This window comes from Nocardia sp. NPDC006044, assembly GCF_042871115.1.
GTDB lineage: Bacteria > Actinomycetota > Actinomycetes > Mycobacteriales > Mycobacteriaceae > Nocardia.
The window spans coordinates 858,721-878,249 of the sequence record NZ_JBIAID010000004.1 but is presented as its reverse complement, the minus strand read 5'-3'; the positions used below and the strand labels follow the sequence as shown (position 1 = coordinate 878,249).

The following is a 19,529-nucleotide window of genomic DNA, read 5'->3' as shown; positions in this document are numbered from 1 at the left end:
CACAATCAGTTCAAGGCACCGTCACAATTCACTGTTGTCATGGCAGTCATGAATTCTGCGGAATCGGTGGAAACCCTGCACGGCCGCATGGCCGGGATCGCGGCGGAACATCCGAGGGTGACCGCCACGTTCTGGTCGGTGTCGGAAACCGTGGACTACGCCGAGCTGCATCGGCGTTCCCGGTCGGCGGCCACCGCGCTGGTCCGGCGCGGCATCTCGCGCGGTGAGCCGGTCGGCATCCTGTGCCCCAATGCGCCCGAGTTCCTGATCAGCCTGTTCGGCGTGGCGGCCGCGGGTGGCGCGGGCACTCCCCTGCCGTTGCCTGCCGGTTCGCGGCAGCTGGGCGGATACCCGCAGAAACTGGCGGCGATCGTCGAGGCGGCGGGCATGCGCACCGTGCTCATGTCGCATCGATTCGCGGAGCTGGCGGCGCTCCTCGGCGAGGCCGTCGACGTCGAATTGGTCGACACCGCAACACTGTTCGCCGAGGGCGACGACAGCGTCGAGCTGCCTGTACTGAGCGCGGACGACCTGGCGATCGTGCAGTTCACCTCGGGCAGCACCGCGACACCGAAAGGTGTTCGCCTGACCCACCACAACGTGCTCAGCGGGCTCGCGGCGATCCGGACCGGCATCGCGCTGGACCTCGCCGACACCGGCGGGTTCTGGCTGCCACTGTTCCATGACATGGGTCTGTTCGGCACGCTGTCGGCGATCCTGCGCGGCATCCCCGCGCACGTCTGGTCGCCGCTGGCGTTCGTCAAGGATCCGGCTCGCTGGCTGGCCGAATTCGCCGCCAGCGCAACGACGATCACCGCGATGCCGAACTTCGGCTACGAGGCGCTGCTCGCCGCGATCCCGCCGGACCGGGTGACCGACTACGACCTCAGCAACTGGCGGATCGCGTTCAACGGCTCCGAGCCGATCTCCCACAAGGTGGTCACGGCGTTCTGCGAGCGGTTCGCGCCGGCGGGTTTCGCGCCGACGACCATGTTCGGCGTGTACGGCATGGCCGAGGCCACCCTCGCCGTCGCCTTCCCGCCACTGGGCCGGAAGTCGTTGTTCGAGTGGGTCGATCGTGCGGCACTCTCGGATGACGCACAGGCGCAACCGGTTTCCCCGGACGCCCTCGGCGCCAAGGCGGTCGCCGGGGTCGGTTCCGCCGTGGACGGCATGCACGTGCGCGTCGTCGGTCTGGACAACGACAACGACCTGCCCGACGGTGCGGTCGGCGAGATCCTCATCCAGGGCCCGTCGGTCACCGACGGCTACCTGACCGCCCGGCCGGAAACAGTCGCCGGCCTGTTCACCGACGGCTGGCTGCGCACCGGCGATCTCGGATATCTGCGCGCCGGTGAGCTTTTCGTCACCGGGCGGCGCAAGGAGATGATCACCGTGCGCGGCGTGAACTACTACGCCCAGGACGTCGAGGCCGCAGTGCGCGAGCTCGACGGCGTCTACAAGGGCCGCTGCACGGCCGCCACCGACCCGGACGGCGCGGACGTGATCGCGCTGATTGCCGAATCCGAACTGACCGGCGCGCACGCCGAGACGCTCGGCACGCGGATCAAGGCGCGGGTCGCCGCCGAACTCGGCCTGGCCGCGGTCGAGGTGTACCTCGTCGCGCCGCGCAGCATCCCCCGGACCAGCAGCGGCAAGCTGCAACGTCTCGCCGCCCGCGACCTCGTCTCCGCCCGAAAGCACTGACCGCCAAGGCACTTCGCACCGACCGAACTGGAGTCATCTGTGCACAGCTATGAAGTCTTCCGCCATTACGAGCGCCTGCATTGGAAGCTGGCCGACCTGGACCTCGACGCCGTCGACCGCTCGCTGGTCCGTCCCGAGTACGTGACGCTGGCCAAGAGCGCGACGATGGGCGAGTCCAATGTCATCGCCGCCGTGCACGGCTTCCTGAACGAATTCGTCGACGACTACGACTTCTCCACCTTCGCGGTGGTGTGGGGCTATCAGGAAGTGCAGCACCACTACGCGTTCCGCTCCTGGCTCGGCGCGATCGGCGAGAGCGTGGACGACAAGGCGGTCGACTCCATGCGCGAGCCGTACGCGCCGGGCAGCACGCCGTCGGCCACCCTGGCGACCAACATCATCTCCGAGCTCACGGTCAACCACATCTACCGCGCCGTGGCGAGCTGGGTGCAGGAGCCGGTGCTGAAGGGGTTGCTGCTCAGCGCGAGTCGCGACGAGGCCGGTCATGCGCGCGAGTTCATCCACTACGCGACCGAGCGGCTGGAGCGGCGGCCCGAGGAGCTGCCCTCGGTGCTCGAGACGCTCTACGTCTACAGCTCCGAGGCCAAGATCAAGCACCCGGTGAGCACCTTCAAGGCGGGCATCAGCGAGCTCGGCGAGCACGAGACCATCGACACCGGATTCGACCTGTTCCTCGAGGAGGTGGCCGCCGAGGGCGAGCTGGATGTGCTGCACGACAAGGTACGTCGCACCTTCGCCAACATGACCGGGCTGGATCTGTCCAGCAACGCGAAGGTCCGCCGTGCCCTCGCCGACACGATCGCCTAGCCCGATGGACCACGCCGTCGCCGTAGACGACCAGGACGCCACCGTGCGGGTGCCGTGGTCGGTGATCCCGGACTACCACTGCTTCGGCTGCTCGCCACACAACCCGGCCGGGCTGCGGCTGTCGTTCACCCCGCACCCGGACGGTCTACAGGCCCGGTTCCGGCTCGGGCGCGAGTTCGAGTCCTATCCCGGTGTCGTGCACGGCGGGCTGATCGGGGTGATCTGCGACGAGGTGATGGGCAACCTGATCGTGCTCGCGCGCAACTACCCCGCGTTCACCGTGTCGCAACGCACCAGGTTCCTCACCCCGCTCCTGGTCGACCACGAATACCTGTGTGTCGCAACACTGTCCGATCCGGCGCCGGATCGGCCGATCCAGGCGGCGGCGCAGATCCTGGACGGCGACGGCGCCGTCTGCGCCACCTCCACCGCCGCCTACCAGCGGTTCGCGCTCGACGATGTGCGCCACCAACTCACCCTCGGCGACGACGAGGTCGCCTTGCTCTCGGACGCGCTGTCCGCCGCGAATACCTTCTCTACGAATGGAGTTCACTCATGACCGATCCCGCCGACATCCTGCGCACCGTCACCGAGATCGCCGCCGCCGAGACCGGCATCGCCCAGGCCGAATTGCGGCCCGACGTCGACCTGCGCGGCATGGCCGGCGTCGACTCGGTGCGGGTGCTGCGCATGGTCGCGAAGATCGAGCGCACCTACGACATCGAGATGGAGGACGAGGACGTTTTCGGCCTGTCCACCCTCAATGATGTGGTCGCGGTCGTGGACCGGTCGCTGCGAGAGGCGGCGGCGTGACCGTCACCGCGGATACCAATCAGCACTACGACCTGGATCCGGATATCTTCGGCCAGTTCCTCGATCCGCTACGCAAATACAGCTCCGCGCTCTACACCTCGCAGACCGAGACCCTCGAGCAGGCGCAGCGGAACAAGCTGCGCTTCGTCGCCGACCGGCTCCGGCTGCGCGGCGGCGAGCGGCTCCTCGACGTCGGGTGCGGCTGGGGTTCGCTGATCTTGTTCATGGCCGAGGAGTTCGGTTGCGACACACTGGGGGTCAGCCCGGCACCGCGGCAGCACGAGTACATCGCCGAGCAAGCGACGGCACGTGGCGTCGCCGAGCGGGTGCACACACGGGTGGGCCACTTCGAACGGCTGGAGCTCGCGCCGCGCAGCTTCGACGCGGTCACGCTGCTCGGCTCGATCGTGCACATGCCCGATCTCGATGCGGTGTTCCGCCGTGCCCGCGCGGTGCTGCGCCGCGGTGGCACGCTGTATGTCTCGGAGAGCTGCTTCCGGAATGCCGCGTCGCACAACGCCTTCGACCGCAAGGACGGCACGGAGTTCGTCCGCGAGGACATCTTCGGCTGGGGCGATCTGCGGCCGCTGTCGGATCTGGTCACCGCCGCCGAGGACGCCGGCTTCACCATCATCGCGGTGGACGATCTGACCGAGCACTACCGCCGCACCATCGACGACTGGATCGCGAACGTGTACGCGTCCGCCGAGCGCATCGACGCGCACGGCCAGGGGCTGGCCGCGAAGCTGCGGCACTACCTGGAGATCGCCAACGCCGGATGGGGTTACACCACCAAGCATTACGCGCTGACGTGTCGTAACGCCCGCTGACGGGGAGGACAGACATGGATATCGAGTCGACCCTGATCCCGGTCGAGGAGGTGGCCGAGGCGGTCGACGGCTTCCTCACCGCCTCCCCCGCGGCCAGGGCCTGGGATGTGGAGACCGCGTTCGACTGGACGCGGGCCGACGCGGGCAGGCTCACCGAGGGGCAGCGCTCGGCGGTGCAGTTCGTCACGCTCATCGAGGATCATCTACCCGGCTATTTCGAGGTCTACCACCGGTATTTCCCGGTGGACGACTCGGTCGGCCGGGAGGCGTTCGTGCACAACCGCGAGCTGTACCACTTCACCGTCCGCTGGGCGCTGGAGGAGGACACGCACGCACGCGCGCTGACCCGCTACCAGGAGTCGTCCGGCATCGCCGAACGTAGTTCGCTACGTTCGGAATTGGCGATCGAGGGACAGAAACCGTTCGACCTGCCCTACGACCATCCGGTGCAGTTCTTCGCCTACGCGCTGGTGCAGGAGAAGGCGACGCAGATGTACTACCAGCACCTGCGCGACGTGGTCGGCGATCCGGTGCTCGCGTCGGTGCTGACCCGGCTGTCGCGGGACGAGGCCAGGCATTTCAGTTTCATGGCCGATGTGGTCGGCCGGTACCTGCGGGTGCACGGTGACGCGACGGTGGAACCGATCCGCGACGTGATCGCGAATTTCCGCATGCCGCTGGCGGACACGATGCGCGGATATTGGCGGTGGGCATTGAAAATCGCCGATGTCGCGTCTTACGACCACACCGAGGCGTACGAGCATCTGATCAAGGTGATCGACCGCACGGTGGACACTCGCACCGACCGGCTGGACGAATTGGTGCGGTTCATCGAGGAATGCCACAGTCTGGCGTGAATTCCGGATGCCGGTAACGAATCAGCCCTGCCGCGGAAGTTATTTCCGCGGCAGGGCTGTTTCATTACTCCGGGTTCAGCACCAGGATCGTGGTGGAGCCGTGTGCGATCAATTTGCCGTTGCCGTCCACGATGCGACCCTCCGCGGTCGCGGTGCGCCTGCCGACGTGGATCGCGTTGGCCTCGCAGGTCAGGCGCGAGCCGTCCAGGGTGACCGACCGGATGAAGTTCACCTTGAGCTCCAGCGTCGTATAGGCAACGCCGTCACCGAGTTTGGTGAACACGGCGCTGCCCATCGCGGTGTCCATCAGGGTCGCGATGACGCCGCCGTGCACGGTGAACATGGCGTTGATGGTGGCCGGGTTCGGATCCAGGTAGTACCGCGTGTAGCCGTCGCCCGCGGTCTCCAGGCGGATCCCCAGCGACGCGCCGACACCCAGGTTCTCCTGCAACCCGCGCTCGAAGACGGTGGTCAGTTCGTGGACGCGCGACGCCACCGGGCCGCCGGTGTGCGCCTCGCTGGCATTGATGTCGGTGCTGGTCATGGCCTCTTCCTCCCTGGCGAACGATGCCAGGCCATTCGATCAGCGCCCGGTGAACGCCGGCCGGCCTGCGGCCGTTGCATTCTCAGGTTCGATCGGGTGATCGAAAGACGGTGGCGGGGCCGGTGCTCATACGTGCACGAGCACGTGGGTGTCGTCGGCGTTGACCAGGCCGAAGCCGGTGCGCTGCTCGATCTCGACCAGCCTGCGCAGGATGGTCGCGGGGTCGGGGAAATCGTGCAGGGCCAGTTCGTTCAGCAGCTGCGCGCGAAACGGCAGGAGCGGGGCGACCGCGCCGAGGACGATCAGGGCTTCGAGGAGGTCGCGGTCGTAGTCGAGCAGGGCGTAGACGCCCCCGGCGTCGAGCGTGCGCCACACGTCGCCGAGGCGATCGTCGGGCACGGTGTTCAGGGCGCTGTCCAGGTAGAGACGCCGGGCTACGTCGGGTAGTTGCGCTTGAACGGTGGCGAGCAGATCCGCGTGCGGGGTTCCGTCGAGGACGCTGTCGACCACGAGTCGCATCCGCTCGAACAGCTCGACGTACATCTCGCCGGGGTGGGCGTGCGTGCGCAGCAACGCCATTTCTCCGGCATCGCCGGGTTCGACGCCCGGTGCGACGATATCGACGGCCGACTCCGGGCCGTACACGACGATCGCCCGGTGCAACCCGGACGACAGCGCGCTGAACACCAATTCGACCGTGCCGGAACCCGATTGGCGCGGCGCGTCGGGCGCGCGGCCACGCAGCAGCACCCGCTTACCCAGCCGCACAACGTATCTGCCGCGCCGCCCGACGGTCACGTCGACCGCCGCCGTGCCGAGCCGCACGATGTGGCGGCGATCGAGCATCACCCCGAACGCCTGGCGCAGGCCCTCGGCCAGCTCCGCGTCGGCGGACTCGGCCACCTGTGCGGGCTCGGCGTCCAGCTCGGCGAGCAAGATCGCGTAGGCGCGTTGCCCGGCCAGCCACCGGGCCGGCGAAACATGCAGCGGGGCAGCCCATTGCGCCGAATCCGTCGGCTCGCGATCGAGGATCATCGCCTCGACGCGTGCCACGTCGGCCTCGGTGACGCGCGCCAGTTCGCGGACCCGGCCGCCGACGTGGCCGACGATCCGGTTGGCCAGCTTGCCCATGTCCTTTTCGCCGGTGCCGAGCAGGATTTCGACGAGCCGGCGGTCCTCGAAGAAGAACCCGCGCAGCACGGCCAGCGCCAGATCGGTTTCGTCGTACAGCCGGTGACAGCCGCGGCGCAGGTCGCGCCACATGCTCTTGACGCCGAGATAACCGAGCAGGTATCCGTCCCGATCGTCGGCGAGCCCGGTCGCGAGCACGTTCACCTTGCGGCGGACGCCCGCGGCGCTGACCCGAATCGTTCTGAGGTGCACGCTGATCGGCAGGGACATGGCCAGGGTGGCCGCGCGGTCGCCGGCCAGCGGCGCGAGATCGCCGTCCGCCGCGGGGCCCAGGATATGCGGAGCCTTGCCGGAGAACAGGTTGATGGCGGCCAGCATCGGCGCCGTGGCGACCGGGCTGCGGACGGTGTTGGCATCGAACTCGGCGAACAGCGCCAATCCCTCGATCAGCGGCCGCAGTACCGCGGTCACGGTCTGATAGGCGACCGCGTCGCGCTGAATCCGATCCACCGCCCCCGCCGCTCCGCTGAGCGCCGCGCGGGTCATCCGGTATTGCAGCCCGGTGATCGCGAAGCCGACCGCCGAGTGGAAGCACCAGTGGTGGGTGAACTCGTGCAGGCAGCCGAGGGTCAGCTCCGGTGAGCCTTTGCCCGGGTGCAGCAACTCGTCGAGGTGATCGGCGAGCCGGACCGCGCCCAGGTGCGTGAGGTTGCTGGAAAGGTCGGTCCAGCTACGGGTTTCCGCCATCGTCGCCTTCGGGCAGGCCCTGCAGGCCGAGACCGTCGATGAGCTGCTGGATCACTCGCGCATCCGGGGCGTCGCTCTCGCTGAACGAGAGGATCGCCGAGCGGTCCACCTCGCTGCCGTCGGAGTACAACACCTTGGCGCGCAGCTCGATTCGCTGTTTGCGGCGGTTCTTCATGGCCCACGCGGCCAGCGCGTGGATGGCGGGGGTGGCGCAGGCTACGGCGAGCACGAGCATGGTCGGCTCGCCGTAGCGGCTGCCCGGAATCTGCTCCGGCGTCAAACCCGGTGACTGCGTGGACAATTGGCGGGTGATGTCTTGGACATCGGCGTGGTCCAGGTCGAACAGGGTGATCTTCACCGGTTCGGCGGTCATCGGACGACTCCCAGCTCTCGGCCGCGGCGCGGTCCGCCGCAAGCGCTGGGAGTCGAGATTACTCGCCTTCCGGCACGCCGAGCACCAGTCGGCCGATCTCGCCGGCTATCACCTCGGTCGAGTACGCCATCAGCTGGCCCGCCTCGGCGTCGCGCAGATGACGTTGGATGGGCGACTGTTTGAGATAGCCCGAGGCGCCGCCCACCCGCACACCCAATTGCGCGACCTCGACGGCGATCTTGTTCGCGAGGTATTTGGCGCGGGACAGGTTCGGGAAGAAGCTCGGTATTCCGTTGTCCGCCTCGAAGAGTGCGCGCTCGTACAGCGCGTGCGCGGCCGCCAGCCTGATCTGCACGTCGGCGACCTCGTACTGCACCCACTGCTGATGCGACAGCGGCTTGCCCAGGATCACCCGGGACTGCGCGTGCTCGACCAGGGCGTCCAAGGCCGCGTCGGCGATGCCGAGCGAGATCGCCGGGAGGCCGGCGGGAATGACCGCGAAGTCACCGAATCCCGGTGCGCGGCCGCGATATTCGGCACGCAGCAGGGTGTGGTCGAAGGACAGCAGCTGGCTGCGGGTGGCACGCAGGCCGAGGGTGTCCCAGATCGGGATGGTCGAGACGGTGTCGTCGGGCACCACGCCGAAGAAGGCGGGGACGCCGTCGACTCGCGCGTTCACCAGCAGGTATTCGGCGATCTCGCAGCCGGAGACGAAGCGCTTGGCGCCGGTCAGCGACCAGCCGCCCGGCACCGGCTCGGCGTCCTGCTGCGGGTTGAGAAAGCGGTTGCCGCTGGCCGGTTCGGACAGCGCGTTGGCGAAGCGCTTGCCCGCGAGGAACTCGTCGGCGAAGAACGAACCGAGCGTCTCGCCGGTGAATTCCGCGAGGGCTACGCCCGCGCCGGCATGCATCGTCCAGATCGTCGCGGTGGACGGATCCGCCTTGGCCAGCGTGCACACCACGTGCCCGAAGGCCGCGTAGCTCAGGCCGAGCCCGCCGACCCGTTCGGGTAAGACCGCCCGGTCGACGTCCGCGTCGTGTAGCGCGGTCAGGTGCGCCACCGCGATCTCGGCACGCTCGTCGTAGTCGGCCGCGACGGCCCGGAATCCCTCCGCCAACTCGGCGACTCGGTCGAGCACCTTGCGCTCGGCATCGCGGACCGGAAACGGGAACTGCGCAGTAGTCACGAAACGCTCTCTGGTCGAAGGGATTCGGCGGACACCGTGGTCGCCCGGCCGACTCGCCGACCCAATGTACGCAGAAGCCACGCCCGCCGTGGCGGGAACCGGACAGGACGTGCCTATACCGGACGACCGGCTCCCGTGCGGCGCAGGCCCTTGTAGTCGTAGAAGCGGGTGATCGCCACGCCGAGGACGAGACCGATGGCCAGGCCGAGCGCCGCCATCCAGACGCCCCGGCTGAGCCCCGCCGGACCGCTGGCGTCGAAGTACAGGATCGCGCGGACGCCGAGGAACACCTGATGCATCGGTTCGAAGGATGCCAGCCAGCCGAAATACTTCGGCGTCGCCTCGATCGGCACGGTGCCGCCGGAGGAGGGCAGGCCGAGGATGATGAACAGGATCAGGTTGAGCAGCAGGCCGGCCGAGCCGACCGCGGCGAGGATCGACAGGCCCGTGACGCCGACGGCGATGATGGCGAGCGCGCTGTAGAGGAACAGGCCGAGCGGATGATCGATCGGCATGCCCAACGCGTTGGCGACGACCAGGAACACGCCCGCAACGACATTCGCCGTCACCACCATCACGCCCCACTTGATCAGCAGGGTGTGGAAGCGGGAGATCGGCGTCGGCGGGAAGTGGACGAACCACGGCCCGTACTCGGTGGGCACGAAGCCGAGCTGCGCGTCGATCATGGTGTGGATGGTCATCGAGCCGACCAAGCCGGCCAGCAGGAGCAGCAGCGCGTAGAAGAACGCGGTGAGGCCCTGGCCGGTGCCGCTGGGCAGCGGATGGAACGGTTCGACGACGATCTGCAGCGGTTCGGCGAGCGCGACCCGGGTGGCGCCGCTCAGTTCGGGCGCGGGCGGGCCGCCGGGCGGCGGGGTCAGCTGGGCCTTGACCTGCTCGCTCAGCTGCGCGCCGACCTGCTTGTTCACCTGATCGAGGGCCTGGTTGCCGATCTGGGTGACGATCTCGGTGACGAACGCGCCGCTGCGCGGGTTGGTCTGCAAGGTGATGATCGGGCGTTCGATGTCGCCGGGGATCACGCTGCCGACGCCGAGGATGCCCAGGCGTTTGCTGAAGTCGCTCGGAATCAGGATGGTGCCGTAGACCTTGTTGTCCTGCATCCGCTGCGAGGCCTCGTTGACGGCGAGCACCTGCAGGTCGATCCGGTCCGCCGGGACGGCCTTTCGCAGCCCCTCGGTGACCTGGTCGCCGAACCTGACCTGCCGCTCCTGCCCCGGGGCGCCGATGGTGTCGCCGACGTCCTGATTGACCAGCGCGATCGGGAAATCGTGCATATTCGCTTCCGGATCGACCACATAGTCGAGGTACATCGTGCCGAGCAGGGCCATGAACACCGCAAGGATGGCCACCGGCAGCAGCCACATGCGCAGGCCGAGCCTGCGGTCCGAACGAGCCGCATCCACGCTGTCCGTAGTCACGGTCTCGGACGGTAGCAGCAGACCGGTCCCGGATTCGGGAGCTTCGCCGGGCTGTTTGCTGTTCGGATGCCAAAAGGCGGTCCTGACCGGTCGGCCCGCTACGGGGATCGCAGGTCGAGGCGGCGCATGACCCGGTCGACCAGATCCGGTGGCACGCCGGGCTCGCGGCGCGCGGCCATCGCCTCCGTGCGCCCGGCCGTCAGTACTTCCTGATTGATTCGATCGAGCTTGCGGTTGAGCCGGAAGGTCCGGTCGGCCGCCGCCTTGGCGTCCTCGGCCGCGTCGGGATCGGCTCTGGCAAGCCGTCTTTCGATGCCGGCGTGCAATCGGTCATAGACCTCGTCGGGCAGGTTCTCGATGCGCGCGACCTCGTGCAACCGGGTGAGCTCGGCGCGCAGGATGCGCGCCCACAGCTGGCGCTCCAGGTTCCGCTCCGCCGCGGTATCGACGCGAACCCCGGTCGCGCGCACCACGAGCGACAGCGTCGGCCTCTGAACCAACAGCGTGAACAGCACCAAAGCGAAAGCGGTGAACAGGATTCCGCTGCGCCACGGGAAATCGGCGCCGGGCTCGGTGGTCAGCGGCACGGCCAGGGCCAGCGCGACGGTGGCGACACCGCGCTGCCCAGCCCACCAGGTCACCATGGTTTCGCGCCAGGTGTACGGCTCGTCCGCCTCCCGGCGCCGCCACCAGCGACCGAACAGCGCCCAGGTCGCCATCGACCAGGCCAGCCGGACCCCGACGACCGCCGCGATCACCGCGCCGGAAACGCCGAGAAAGCGCGGCCAATCCGGCCCCACGTCGCGCAGCACGGTGGCCAGCTCCAGCCCGATCAGGCCGAAAGCGATTCCAGTGACCAGCATTTCGATGATCGACCAGAACGAGTCGCCGATCAGCCGGTAATTGCTGTCGCCGAAATCCGAGGCCGCGTCGGTCAGATACAGCGCGCACACCAGCACCGCGAGCACCGCCGACCCGCCCCAGGCGTCGGCCAGCCGATAGGCGGCGAATGGCAGCGCCAAACCCAGCGCCACCTGCCACGCGGCCTCGTCCAGCCGGCGCATCAGCCGGCTGCCGCCCCAGCCGAACACCAGCCCGACCGCGACGCCGGCCACGGCGGACATCACGAAATCCAGGGCCGCCGACCAGGCGGAGAACTGTCCGGTGAACACCGCCTGCACCGCGATCCCGTACAGCACGATCGCGGTGACGTCGTTGAACAGCCCCTCCCCCTCCAGCACCGCGACCAGCCTGCGCGGCAACCCGAGCCGGCCGGCCAGCGCGCCGACCGCCACCGGGTCGGGCGGGGCCACCAGCGCGCCGAGCACGAACGCGGCGGCCAGCGGCACACCCGGCTCGCACAGCCGCACCACCACCGCGACCACCGCCGCCGTGGCGAACACCAACCCGACCGCCTGGAGCGCGATCGCACCCCAGTTCTGCGCGAACGTCCGCCACGAGGTGCGCCGGGCGGCCGCGTACAGCAGCGGCGGAAGCAGCAGCGGCAGAATCAGATCCGGCGCGACCCGCACCTCCGGCACCGCCGGGATCAACGCGAGCACGCAGCCGAACGCGGTCATCAACACGGCGGGCGCCACGCCGAGCCGCCGCCCGATCGGCTGGGCGAGGATCGTGCCGAACAGCACGAGAAACGGCAACTCCAGATGACTCACGCCCACACAGTGTTGATCCGCTCCCTGAGAAAAGCGACCCGGTTCCCCTGAGAAACCTCGATGCGTTCGCACAAGCGGACACTGCGGTGATCGAGATGTCCGGTGGACGTCCGGGCGATCGCTGTTTGGGGTGCGGCGGACTGCGGCAATCTGGTGTTTACGACGCAGTTCCCCGAAGTGGTGAAAGGAGCTTCCGATGATCATCGGCATGGTTAGCCACTGGGTTCGTTCAGTGCTAGACCTAATCGGGATCTGATCCGACTGTCCGAGCACGAACTAGCGCGACGCACCGCGAGACCCTACGGTCTCGCGGTGCGTTCTTCCGGCGGTCGCTACAGCCAGATGAGGCAGAAGATGTGGCCCACCGGATCGGCATAGACCCGGAATTGGTCATTGTCGTTGGGCTGCACCAGTTTTGCCCCGAGCGCGAGCGCCTTCGGTTCGGCCTGCTCGATGTCTTCGACCAGGACGTCGAAGTGAATCTGCTGGGACGCTTCGGGATCGGGAAAACGCGGCGGCCGGTATTCGGGCGCGGACTGGAACACGGTCCGCCTGCCCTCGCCGTCCACGGTGACCACCCAGGTGTCGTCCTCGTCCTCGGTCAGTTCGAGGCCGAGCAGGCCGATGTAGAACTCGGCGAGCTTGCGCGGCTCCGGGCAATCGAGCACCACGCTGCGCAGACGCCCCACCGGTCCGGTTGATGTCATGCGAAATCTCCTTCGGTCGGCATCCTCGTCGCCTACCCGGCCACCCGGCCGGCAAACATGCCGGAGGCCGTTCGATGATGAAACATGTTGTGTTCAAATAAGACTCGAGGTTCGGTCCGCCGCGCGTCCTTCTACGATGAGACCTACACAATCCATCATCGGGGGCACCGCATGACCGACCTGACGCACGTGATCGACCAATCCAAGCCGAGCATCGCGCGAGTGTACGACTACCTGCTCGGCGGGAAGGACAACTTCGCCGTCGACCGGGCGATCGGCGACCATTTCAAGAACAATCTGCCCGGCTCGGTGGCGATCGCCGCCGGCAACCGGCAGGCGCTGATCCGTGCGGTCCGCGACCTCGCCCGCGACGGGGTGCGGCAGTTCGTCGACCTCGGCAGCGGGCTACCCACCGCGGACAACGTGCACCAGGTCGCGCGCCGCCACGCGCCCGACGCCAAGGTGGTCTACGTCGACAACGATCCGATCGTCCTCGCGCACGGCCGCGCGCTGCTGGCCACCGATACCGGCACCACCGTGTTCCAGGCCGATCTGCGGGACCCGCGCACGATTCGGGAGCATCGCGAGGTGGTCGAGATGATCGATTTCGACCGGCCGGTCGCGGTCATCTTCAGCGCGATCCTGCACCACCTCAACGACGACGAGGACCCGGCCGCGGTGGTGCGCTACTGGATCGACCAGCTGGCGACCGGGAGCATGGTGTACATCTCGCACTTCCGCTCGGGCGGCAATCGAGAGACAGCGGCGGCCGAGCAGAAGCTCCAGGCGACGTTCGGGCGCGGACGCTGGCGTACCGACGCGGAGATCGCGGCGCTGTTCGGCGAACTGGAGCTCGTCGAGCCCGGCATCGTGCCCTGCGCGAGCTGGCGGCCGGATCTGGCGGCGGTCGACAAGGAAGAGCGCGAATTGACCATCTGGGAGCAGCTGATCGTGACCGGGCTGGCGCGCAAGGTGTAGACATGCGAAAGGGGTGTCGCGGCCCGCGGCACCCCTGGGTTCGAATCCTGTTCTAGTCGAGGGGCTCCAAGATCACCGGCAGCTTGCCGTGCCCGTTGGAGATGAAGCTGACCACGGTGCCCAGCTCGGACGGGTCCGCGGCCAGGCGCATGTTCGGGAACCGCTCGAAGATGGCGGGGAGCGCGACCGCCGCTTCCAGCCGGGCCAGCGGCGCGCCGAGGCAGTGGTGCACGCCGTGCCCGAAAGCCAAGTGGTCCTTGGTAACCCGGGTGACGTCGAACTCGTCGGCGGTATCGCCGTGCACCTTCGGGTCCCGGTTCGCCGCCGCGTAGGCCGGCAGGATCGGATCACCCTTGGCGATCCGCACACCCTCGAGGTCGATGTCGTCCACCGCGAATCGCAACGGCAGGTGCGCGACGGGCGCCTCGAACCGCAGTGCCTCCTCGATCAAATCGGCCCAGCCCACCTTGCCGTCGAGCACCGTGGCCCGCTGCTCCGGCCGGGTGATCAGCGCGTAGATCGCCTGGTCGAGCAGGTTGACCGTGGTCTCGTGGCCGGCGCTGATGACCAGCAGCAGCGTGTCGATGAGCTCCTGCTCGGTCAGCTTGGAACCGTCGTCCTCGCTGCGATGCGAGATCAGCAGGCTGGTCATGTCATCGCCCGGGTTCTCCCGCCGGAAGGCCACCAGCTCGCCGAGGATGCGGTACATCTCCATGTAGTTGGCCTGCGACTCCTCCGGGCCGAGGGCGGTGTCGAAGATGCCGTCGACGCACTTGCGCAGGCCGGGGTTCAGCGTTTCCGGCACGCCCATCAGCTCGGAGATGACCTCGATCGGCACCGGGTACGCGAAACCCTCACGCAGATCGACCACTTCGCCGGCGGGGACGGCCGCGAGCTCGGCGATGAGCCGCTCGACGATCCGGGTGATCTGCGGGCGCATCGCCTCGGTGCGCCGGTGGGTGAACGCGGGAGCGACGAGCTTACGTAGTCGGCGATGATCCGCGCCGTACGCGGTGAACATGTTGTTCACCGCGACCCACAGGAACAACGGCCAATCCTGCGGCACTTCGCCATTGGCGAACGCGGGCCAATGCTGTCTGGCATCTTTGGACACTTTGGGATCGACGAGCAGCCGCTTGAGCAGGTCGGCGTCGGTGATCGACCAGGCGCGCACGCCGCCGGGCAACTCGACCAGGGTCGCCGGGCCGCGCTCGCGCAAGCGAGCCGCCTCGCCCTGGATGTCGGTGCCCGCCGGGTCTAGGACTAGAGGCTCGGTGTCCATCGGGGTCTCCTTAAAACACGTTCAACGGTGGTGACTTAGGGAAGACTACCGGGAGGGAGACCAGCGCTCGATGGAAAGGACCTGGCCGCCAAGACAATTCACCCGGGGCGACGGCAAGTCCCAACTCGGGCAACGCATCGAGGAGCTGATCGATGGCGTCCTGCACGATGAGGTAGGCCATCGACCGGGCGGGGCAGGCGTGCGGTCCGACGCTCCAAGCCAGATGCGATCGATTATCCACGTACTCACCGACACTGATGGTCGGATCGTTGTTGCAGCCGGACATGCTGATCACGACCGGCTGATGGGCGGGCAGCCAGACACCGTCGATGAGGATGGGCTGACGCGGGTAGGACACGCAGTAGTTCGCCATCGGCGGGTCGGTGAACAGCACCTCGTCGAGGGCGTCGCGGGTCGAAAGACTGCCGCCCAGAACGTTTCCGGCGAACCGGTCGTCGGTGAGCATGAGCAGCAGCGTGTTGACGATCAGGTTCTGCTGCGGCTCGATGCCCGCGCCGTACAGGGTGACCAGCTGATGGATCATCTCCACGTCGTCGAGCTTGGCCGGATGCGCGAGCAGCCGCGAGGTGATGTCGTCGCCCGGCTCCTTGCGCTTGGTGTTCACCAGCTCGAACAGCGCGTCGGTGAGCATGGCGTTGCCCTTGTCCGCGTTGACGCCCTCGAAGATCGCGGCCATACCGGTGGCGACCTGCTGGCCGATCTCCGGCGAGCAGCCGAGCACCGCGTTGAGCACCGCGAAGGTGAGCGGAAAGGCGTACTGGCTGATCAGGTCCGCGGCGCCGTCCTGGCAGAACGCGTTGATCAGCGGGATGGCGATCCGCTCGACGGTGGCGTGCAGGCTGTGCAGGTCGACCTCGGCGATGGCGGCCACGTTGGCCTGCCGGTACTTGCTGTGGTCCAGGCCCGCGCTGCGCAGTGCGTTCGGCCGCCACTCCAGCATGGGCAGGATCGGGCACTCGCCGGGCACGCCCTTCTGCCAGGTGCGCGGATCGGCCGGGAAGTGCTCGGGATCGTTGAGGATGCGCAGCGCGGTGTGGTAGCCGATCACCAGCGTGGCCGGCACGTCCGGGGCCAAGTTCACCGGCACCAATGAGCCGTATTGGCGGCGCATCTCACGGTAGGCCAGGTGCGGGTCGGCGGCGAATTCCTCCGAGTACAGCGACACCCGGGGGCCTTCGGTGTCGATCGGTGATCCGTGCTGGACCGGGCAGGAACGCGGGGGCGTGGTCAAAGTCGTGACTCCTGACGATGGAACAGGAATTCGACGAGCGTGATCAGGGACCGCAGGCAGGTGCCCCGGTCGCGCGCGTCCAGGGAGGTGAGCGGTGTTTCGGGGGCCAGGTCCAGCGCGTCGCGGACCTCGCTCAACGGGAAGTTCTTGAAGCCTTCGAACTGATTGACCGCCACCGAATACGGCACCCCGCGCTCCTCGAGCACCGAGAGCACCTCGTCGGACTTCTCGATGCGCCGGGTGTCGACCAGCACCAGCGCGCCGAGCGCGCCGCGGGCCAGTTCCTCCCATAACGGGACGAACCGCTGCTGGCCCGGCGTACCGAACAGGTACAGCGCCAGTTGCGGATTGAGCGTGATGCGGCCGAAGTCCATCGCCACGGTCGTTTGCGATTTACCGGGCAGGCCGGCCATGTCGTCGACGCCGACGCTGGCCTCGGTGATCGTCTCCTCGGTGCGCAGCGGCTTGATCTCCGAGACGCTGCTCACGAAGGTGGTCTTGCCGACCCCGAAATTGCCTGCCACCAACAGTTTTACGGAACGGGTAACGGTCTCCGGCACATAGTCGACTGGACGATCAGACGGCGAGAGCACGGAGCCCATTAAGTACCTCCTCGAGCAGAGCGATCTCCGGCAGGTTTTCCGCCGGCGTAGGTGTGACCAGGTGGCCGTTGTCCATCAGATCGGCCGCGACGATCTTGACAACGGACGGCGGAAGATCGAGGTACGCGGCGATCTCGGCGATCGATAACGTGCCTCGGCGGCTACAGAGATTGATGACCCGGCGTGCGTCGGGCGTGGCACCCGGCGATGGGTCCTTTGCGGCACGGACCAGAGTGACCAGGTCCAACTCGCGAGTGGGACGGGTGCGTCCCCCGGTGCGCACGTACGCCCGAACCAGGTCGGGATCACGCCGGGCCCGTGATGTCATGGCAATTCGCCACCATCGACACGCCTGCGCGGCTGGCTGCCCAGCTCGTGTCCGACCCGGCCGGCGAGTTCGTTCATCCGGTGCGCGATGAGCGCGACGTCGATCTCGGGCGTGGTCGCGACCCCGAGCAGCGCGCCGTCGCCGGCCGCGGTGATCAGGATCATGCCCTGGTCGTACTCGGTCATGTTCTGCCGCACACCGTTGACGCCGTCCCCGCAGAACTCGCCGAGCGCCTTACCGAGCGAGCGCAGTCCGGACGCGGCGGCGGAGAAGCGCTCCGCCTGATCGCGTTCGATACCCGCGGAATGCGCGATCCGTAAACCGTCTTCGGACAGGAGGACCGAGAATCTGACGCCCGGGACGCTGAGGTCTTCGAGTAGCCAGCCCAGCTTGTTGCTGCTGTCGGTCACGGGTGTGGCCATCAGGATGTCATCCCTTCCGTGTGATCGGAATTGTCGGACTGTTCGCCGGCGGCAGCGCGGCCGCTCTGCGAACCGGTGTGCCAGGCCGCGGCCACATCGGGCCGGGCGAGGCCGGGTTCGGTACGCGGACCGACCGGAGCCAGCGCGACCGTTCGGCGGCGCCGCTTCGGTAAGCCGCCGTTGGTGATCTCGTGCACGGCGAATGGCTCACTCTCACTGGGCTCTTCGCTCTCCGGTGCCCGGTGTGACGCGGTCGTCGTGACCGCTGCGGGAGCGGGTTCGGCGGGAATCTCGACCGCGCGCGCGGGCACGGCCTCGTGCTGGCCGGGCTGCGGGGTCATCAGCAGTGCCTCGGGGATGTAGACCATCGCGCGCATGCCGCCGTAGACGTTCGGGCCGTCGATGTAGACGGTGAAGCCGTAGCGGCGGGCGAGCGCGGCGATGCCGGGGAAGCCGACCTTGGGCGAGGGGCCGAGCTGGTGGATGTCGACCGAGCGCTCGTGCGCGAGCACCTGGCGCGCCTCTTCCATCTGCTCGGCGTTCATCCGCACGCCCGCGTCGTCGATGATCACGGTGACGCCGTGGTGCCCCTCCTGGAAGGAGACATCCACGTACGAGGTCGGCGGCGAATAGCGCAACGCGTTGTCGAGCAGGGTGGCCAGGGTGTGCACGAGCGGCTCCACCGCACGGCTGATCACCACCCGGTCGAGCTGGGTGGGGCGCACCCGCAGGTAGTCGCGCACGCGGCCGACCGCGCCACCGACCACGTCGGTGAGCGACTGGGCGGGCCAGCGCCGGCCGGGCAGGCCGCCGCAGACGATCACGTAGGACTGCGCCTGGCGGATCATCTGCTGCACGGTGTGGTCGATGCGGGTGAGGGTTTCGTACACCTCGTCGTTGCGGTGCTCACGCAGCGCGGAGCTGACCACCTGGCTGACGTCGGCGCCGAGACTGACCACGGACGTGCCGAACGAGCGCACGGCCGCACTGGTCGCCTGCCTGGACGCGGTCGACACCTCGCCGCGCACCTTGTCCTCGGCGACCTTGATCGCCTGCTGCGCCTCGTGGTTGGTCTGGTCCCTGGTCTCCGACCGCAGCAGGCTCAGGTCGTCGGCGTATCGCTCGGCGATCCACCGCAACACCTGCGCGATGCGTGAATTCTCCAGGCCCGGCGGCACTTCCACCGTCGGCGCCTGGCTGTCGAAGCGTCTGATCGACTCCGCGACGGCCGGCAGCGTGGTGGTCGCGAAGTGCTCGACGGCTTCCTCCGCTGCTCTCTGCTCTCTGCTGAGTGCTTCGGCCCTTGCCCGCTGCCGTTTCGCGTACTGCACCGCGTACAGCGCGACTGCTGCCACTATCACGAGGGCAGCGGCGAGGATCCATGAAAGCACCACGGCGATATCTTGATTCATCAGTTCTTTCGTCGTCGATTGCCGCCGAGGATCGGGTGCGCTTGCGAGTGCGCAGGCGCGAGAGCGCGTGGTCTGTCCGTCATTGTGCTTCGTCTCGCCTTCCTCGCGACGCCGACCAGCACACCCTGGTCGGATCTGGTCCACGCCGGAGGACCGGCGACCGATCGAACAACAGATTGTGTCCGAACAGTTACCAGAACCCGACGCTGCGACATTAGCAGCTATGCAACCAGTTCTCGCCAGATCCAGTCACATGATTGCGTTTGCAGACATCAGATGACGAGTGCGCCGGGATGCGCAATAATGCTGCGCCACTGGTGATCACGGCCGCTTGCCACGCGGTGACCAGGGGGCTTTCCGGCGCGGCGATAGAGGACACATCATCGGATCTATCTGTGGTGCCGCATATCACGCGCAT

The 19,529-nt window shown here is 67.9% G+C and carries 20 protein-coding genes; 7 read left to right on the top strand and 13 right to left on the bottom strand.

Translation table 11 applies throughout. The features are described from left to right. Positions 1 to 48: 48 nt before the first annotated feature. From ACFYO1_RS35115 to ACFYO1_RS35090, 6 genes are read left to right on the top strand one after another with little or no spacing between them, the layout of a single operon-like run. Positions 49 to 1,707 (top strand): AMP-binding protein, encoded by a 1,659-nt coding sequence (locus tag ACFYO1_RS35115; RefSeq protein WP_387240913.1) that lies wholly within the window; start codon positions 49 to 51, stop codon positions 1,705 to 1,707. Positions 1,708 to 1,746: 39 nt separating this feature from the next. Then, positions 1,747 to 2,535 carry a ferritin-like domain-containing protein gene (locus ACFYO1_RS35110; protein ID WP_387240910.1) on the top strand — a complete coding sequence of 263 codons (789 nt, stop codon included), beginning with the start codon at positions 1,747 to 1,749 and terminating at the stop codon, positions 2,533 to 2,535. A 4-nt stretch (positions 2,536 to 2,539) separates the two neighbouring features. Next, on the top strand, positions 2,540 to 3,094 hold the full coding sequence (locus ACFYO1_RS35105) for a PaaI family thioesterase (protein WP_387240907.1): 555 nt from the start codon (positions 2,540 to 2,542) through the stop codon (positions 3,092 to 3,094). Further along, on the top strand, positions 3,091 to 3,348 hold the full coding sequence (locus tag ACFYO1_RS35100) for an acyl carrier protein (protein WP_387240904.1): 258 nt from the start codon (positions 3,091 to 3,093) through the stop codon (positions 3,346 to 3,348). Before ACFYO1_RS35105 ends, ACFYO1_RS35100 begins: the two co-directional genes overlap by 4 nt. Further along, on the top strand, positions 3,345 to 4,178 hold the full coding sequence (locus ACFYO1_RS35095) for an SAM-dependent methyltransferase (protein ID WP_387240901.1): 834 nt from the start codon (positions 3,345 to 3,347) through the stop codon (positions 4,176 to 4,178). Before ACFYO1_RS35100 ends, ACFYO1_RS35095 begins: the two co-directional genes overlap by 4 nt. Before the next feature lie 14 nt (positions 4,179 to 4,192). Next, positions 4,193 to 5,035 (top strand): acyl-ACP desaturase, encoded by an 843-nt coding sequence (locus tag ACFYO1_RS35090; protein WP_387240898.1) that lies wholly within the window; start codon positions 4,193 to 4,195, stop codon positions 5,033 to 5,035. A 64-nt stretch (positions 5,036 to 5,099) separates the two neighbouring features. Here the strand turns inward: ACFYO1_RS35090 and ACFYO1_RS35085 are convergent, their stop codons facing one another. The 7 genes from ACFYO1_RS35085 to ACFYO1_RS35055 all read right to left on the bottom strand — a co-directional run bounded on the left by ACFYO1_RS35085 (position 5,100) and on the right by ACFYO1_RS35055 (position 12,835). Continuing rightward, the gene (locus ACFYO1_RS35085; protein WP_387240895.1) at positions 5,100 to 5,579 is read right to left on the bottom strand and encodes a PaaI family thioesterase; all 480 of its coding nucleotides are present in this window, start codon (positions 5,577 to 5,579) and stop codon (positions 5,100 to 5,102) included. A gap of 126 nt (positions 5,580 to 5,705) precedes the next feature. Then, on the bottom strand, positions 5,706 to 7,457 hold the full coding sequence (locus ACFYO1_RS35080) for a hypothetical protein (RefSeq protein ID WP_387240892.1): 1,752 nt from the start codon (positions 7,455 to 7,457) through the stop codon (positions 5,706 to 5,708). Continuing rightward, positions 7,441 to 7,830: a hypothetical protein gene (locus tag ACFYO1_RS35075; protein ID WP_387240889.1), complete on the bottom strand. Its 390-nt coding sequence runs from the start codon at positions 7,828 to 7,830 to the stop codon at positions 7,441 to 7,443. The genes ACFYO1_RS35080 and ACFYO1_RS35075 overlap by 17 nt, the downstream gene beginning before the upstream one ends. A gap of 58 nt (positions 7,831 to 7,888) precedes the next feature. Next, entirely contained in the window at positions 7,889 to 9,016 is a 1,128-nt protein-coding gene (locus ACFYO1_RS35070; protein WP_387240886.1) for an acyl-CoA dehydrogenase family protein, read from the bottom strand. Between the two features lie 113 nt (positions 9,017 to 9,129). Continuing rightward, complete coding sequence (locus tag ACFYO1_RS35065) at positions 9,130 to 10,401, bottom strand: ABC transporter permease (protein ID WP_387241684.1); 1,272 nt, start codon at positions 10,399 to 10,401, stop codon at positions 9,130 to 9,132. A 152-nt stretch (positions 10,402 to 10,553) separates the two neighbouring features. Next, positions 10,554 to 12,128 carry a Na+/H+ antiporter gene (locus tag ACFYO1_RS35060; RefSeq protein WP_387240883.1) on the bottom strand — a complete coding sequence of 525 codons (1,575 nt, stop codon included), beginning with the start codon at positions 12,126 to 12,128 and terminating at the stop codon, positions 10,554 to 10,556. A 332-nt stretch (positions 12,129 to 12,460) separates the two neighbouring features. Continuing rightward, complete coding sequence (locus ACFYO1_RS35055; RefSeq protein ID WP_387240880.1) at positions 12,461 to 12,835, bottom strand: VOC family protein; 375 nt, start codon at positions 12,833 to 12,835, stop codon at positions 12,461 to 12,463. Between the two features lie 171 nt (positions 12,836 to 13,006). Here ACFYO1_RS35055 and ACFYO1_RS35050 point away from each other — a divergent pair, with 171 nt between their 5' ends. Then, the gene (locus ACFYO1_RS35050; protein WP_387240877.1) at positions 13,007 to 13,813 is read left to right on the top strand and encodes an SAM-dependent methyltransferase; all 807 of its coding nucleotides are present in this window, start codon (positions 13,007 to 13,009) and stop codon (positions 13,811 to 13,813) included. A gap of 52 nt (positions 13,814 to 13,865) precedes the next feature. Here ACFYO1_RS35050 and ACFYO1_RS35045 read toward each other — a convergent pair whose 3' ends face one another. From ACFYO1_RS35045 to ACFYO1_RS35020, 6 genes are read right to left on the bottom strand one after another with little or no spacing between them, the layout of a single operon-like run. Next, on the bottom strand, positions 13,866 to 15,095 hold the full coding sequence (locus ACFYO1_RS35045; protein WP_387240874.1) for a cytochrome P450: 1,230 nt from the start codon (positions 15,093 to 15,095) through the stop codon (positions 13,866 to 13,868). Between the two features lie 10 nt (positions 15,096 to 15,105). Continuing rightward, positions 15,106 to 16,347 carry a cytochrome P450 gene (locus ACFYO1_RS35040; protein ID WP_387240871.1) on the bottom strand — a complete coding sequence of 414 codons (1,242 nt, stop codon included), beginning with the start codon at positions 16,345 to 16,347 and terminating at the stop codon, positions 15,106 to 15,108. Next, positions 16,344 to 16,949, bottom strand: coding sequence for an ATP/GTP-binding protein (locus tag ACFYO1_RS35035; RefSeq protein ID WP_387240868.1), 606 nt, complete (start codon positions 16,947 to 16,949; stop codon positions 16,344 to 16,346). The genes ACFYO1_RS35040 and ACFYO1_RS35035 overlap by 4 nt, the downstream gene beginning before the upstream one ends. Next, complete coding sequence (locus ACFYO1_RS35030; RefSeq protein WP_150407764.1) at positions 16,924 to 17,277, bottom strand: DUF742 domain-containing protein; 354 nt, start codon at positions 17,275 to 17,277, stop codon at positions 16,924 to 16,926. The genes ACFYO1_RS35035 and ACFYO1_RS35030 overlap by 26 nt, the downstream gene beginning before the upstream one ends. Continuing rightward, positions 17,274 to 17,699, bottom strand: a complete 426-nt coding sequence (locus ACFYO1_RS35025; RefSeq protein ID WP_378722033.1) for a roadblock/LC7 domain-containing protein — start codon at positions 17,697 to 17,699, stop codon at positions 17,274 to 17,276. Before ACFYO1_RS35025 ends, ACFYO1_RS35030 begins: the two co-directional genes overlap by 4 nt. Further along, complete coding sequence (locus tag ACFYO1_RS35020) at positions 17,699 to 19,111, bottom strand: ATP-binding protein (protein WP_387240864.1); 1,413 nt, start codon at positions 19,109 to 19,111, stop codon at positions 17,699 to 17,701. The genes ACFYO1_RS35025 and ACFYO1_RS35020 overlap by 1 nt, the downstream gene beginning before the upstream one ends. Positions 19,112 to 19,529 lie beyond the last annotated feature (418 nt).

Coding starts and splice junctions, on each gene's coding strand:
- ACFYO1_RS35100 (WP_387240904.1), top strand. CDS start 3,091: ATGACCGATCCCGCCGACATCCTGCGCACCGTCACCGAGATCGCCGCC.
- ACFYO1_RS35030 (WP_150407764.1), bottom strand. CDS start 17,277: ATGACATCACGGGCCCGGCGTGATCCCGACCTGGTTCGGGCGTACGTG.
- ACFYO1_RS35075 (WP_387240889.1), bottom strand. CDS start 7,830: ATGACCGCCGAACCGGTGAAGATCACCCTGTTCGACCTGGACCACGCC.
- ACFYO1_RS35020 (WP_387240864.1), bottom strand. CDS start 19,111: ATGAATCAAGATATCGCCGTGGTGCTTTCATGGATCCTCGCCGCTGCC.
- ACFYO1_RS35105 (WP_387240907.1), top strand. CDS start 2,540: ATGGACCACGCCGTCGCCGTAGACGACCAGGACGCCACCGTGCGGGTG.
- ACFYO1_RS35035 (WP_387240868.1), bottom strand. CDS start 16,949: ATGGGCTCCGTGCTCTCGCCGTCTGATCGTCCAGTCGACTATGTGCCG.
- ACFYO1_RS35090 (WP_387240898.1), top strand. CDS start 4,193: ATGGATATCGAGTCGACCCTGATCCCGGTCGAGGAGGTGGCCGAGGCG.
- ACFYO1_RS35085 (WP_387240895.1), bottom strand. CDS start 5,579: ATGACCAGCACCGACATCAATGCCAGCGAGGCGCACACCGGCGGCCCG.
- ACFYO1_RS35065 (WP_387241684.1), bottom strand. CDS start 10,401: ATGTGGCTGCTGCCGGTGGCCATCCTTGCGGTGTTCATGGCCCTGCTC.
- ACFYO1_RS35045 (WP_387240874.1), bottom strand. CDS start 15,095: ATGGACACCGAGCCTCTAGTCCTAGACCCGGCGGGCACCGACATCCAG.
- ACFYO1_RS35050 (WP_387240877.1), top strand. CDS start 13,007: ATGACCGACCTGACGCACGTGATCGACCAATCCAAGCCGAGCATCGCG.
- ACFYO1_RS35025 (WP_378722033.1), bottom strand. CDS start 17,699: ATGGCCACACCCGTGACCGACAGCAGCAACAAGCTGGGCTGGCTACTC.
- ACFYO1_RS35080 (WP_387240892.1), bottom strand. CDS start 7,457: ATGGCGGAAACCCGTAGCTGGACCGACCTTTCCAGCAACCTCACGCAC.
- ACFYO1_RS35055 (WP_387240880.1), bottom strand. CDS start 12,835: ATGACATCAACCGGACCGGTGGGGCGTCTGCGCAGCGTGGTGCTCGAT.
- ACFYO1_RS35115 (WP_387240913.1), top strand. CDS start 49: ATGAATTCTGCGGAATCGGTGGAAACCCTGCACGGCCGCATGGCCGGG.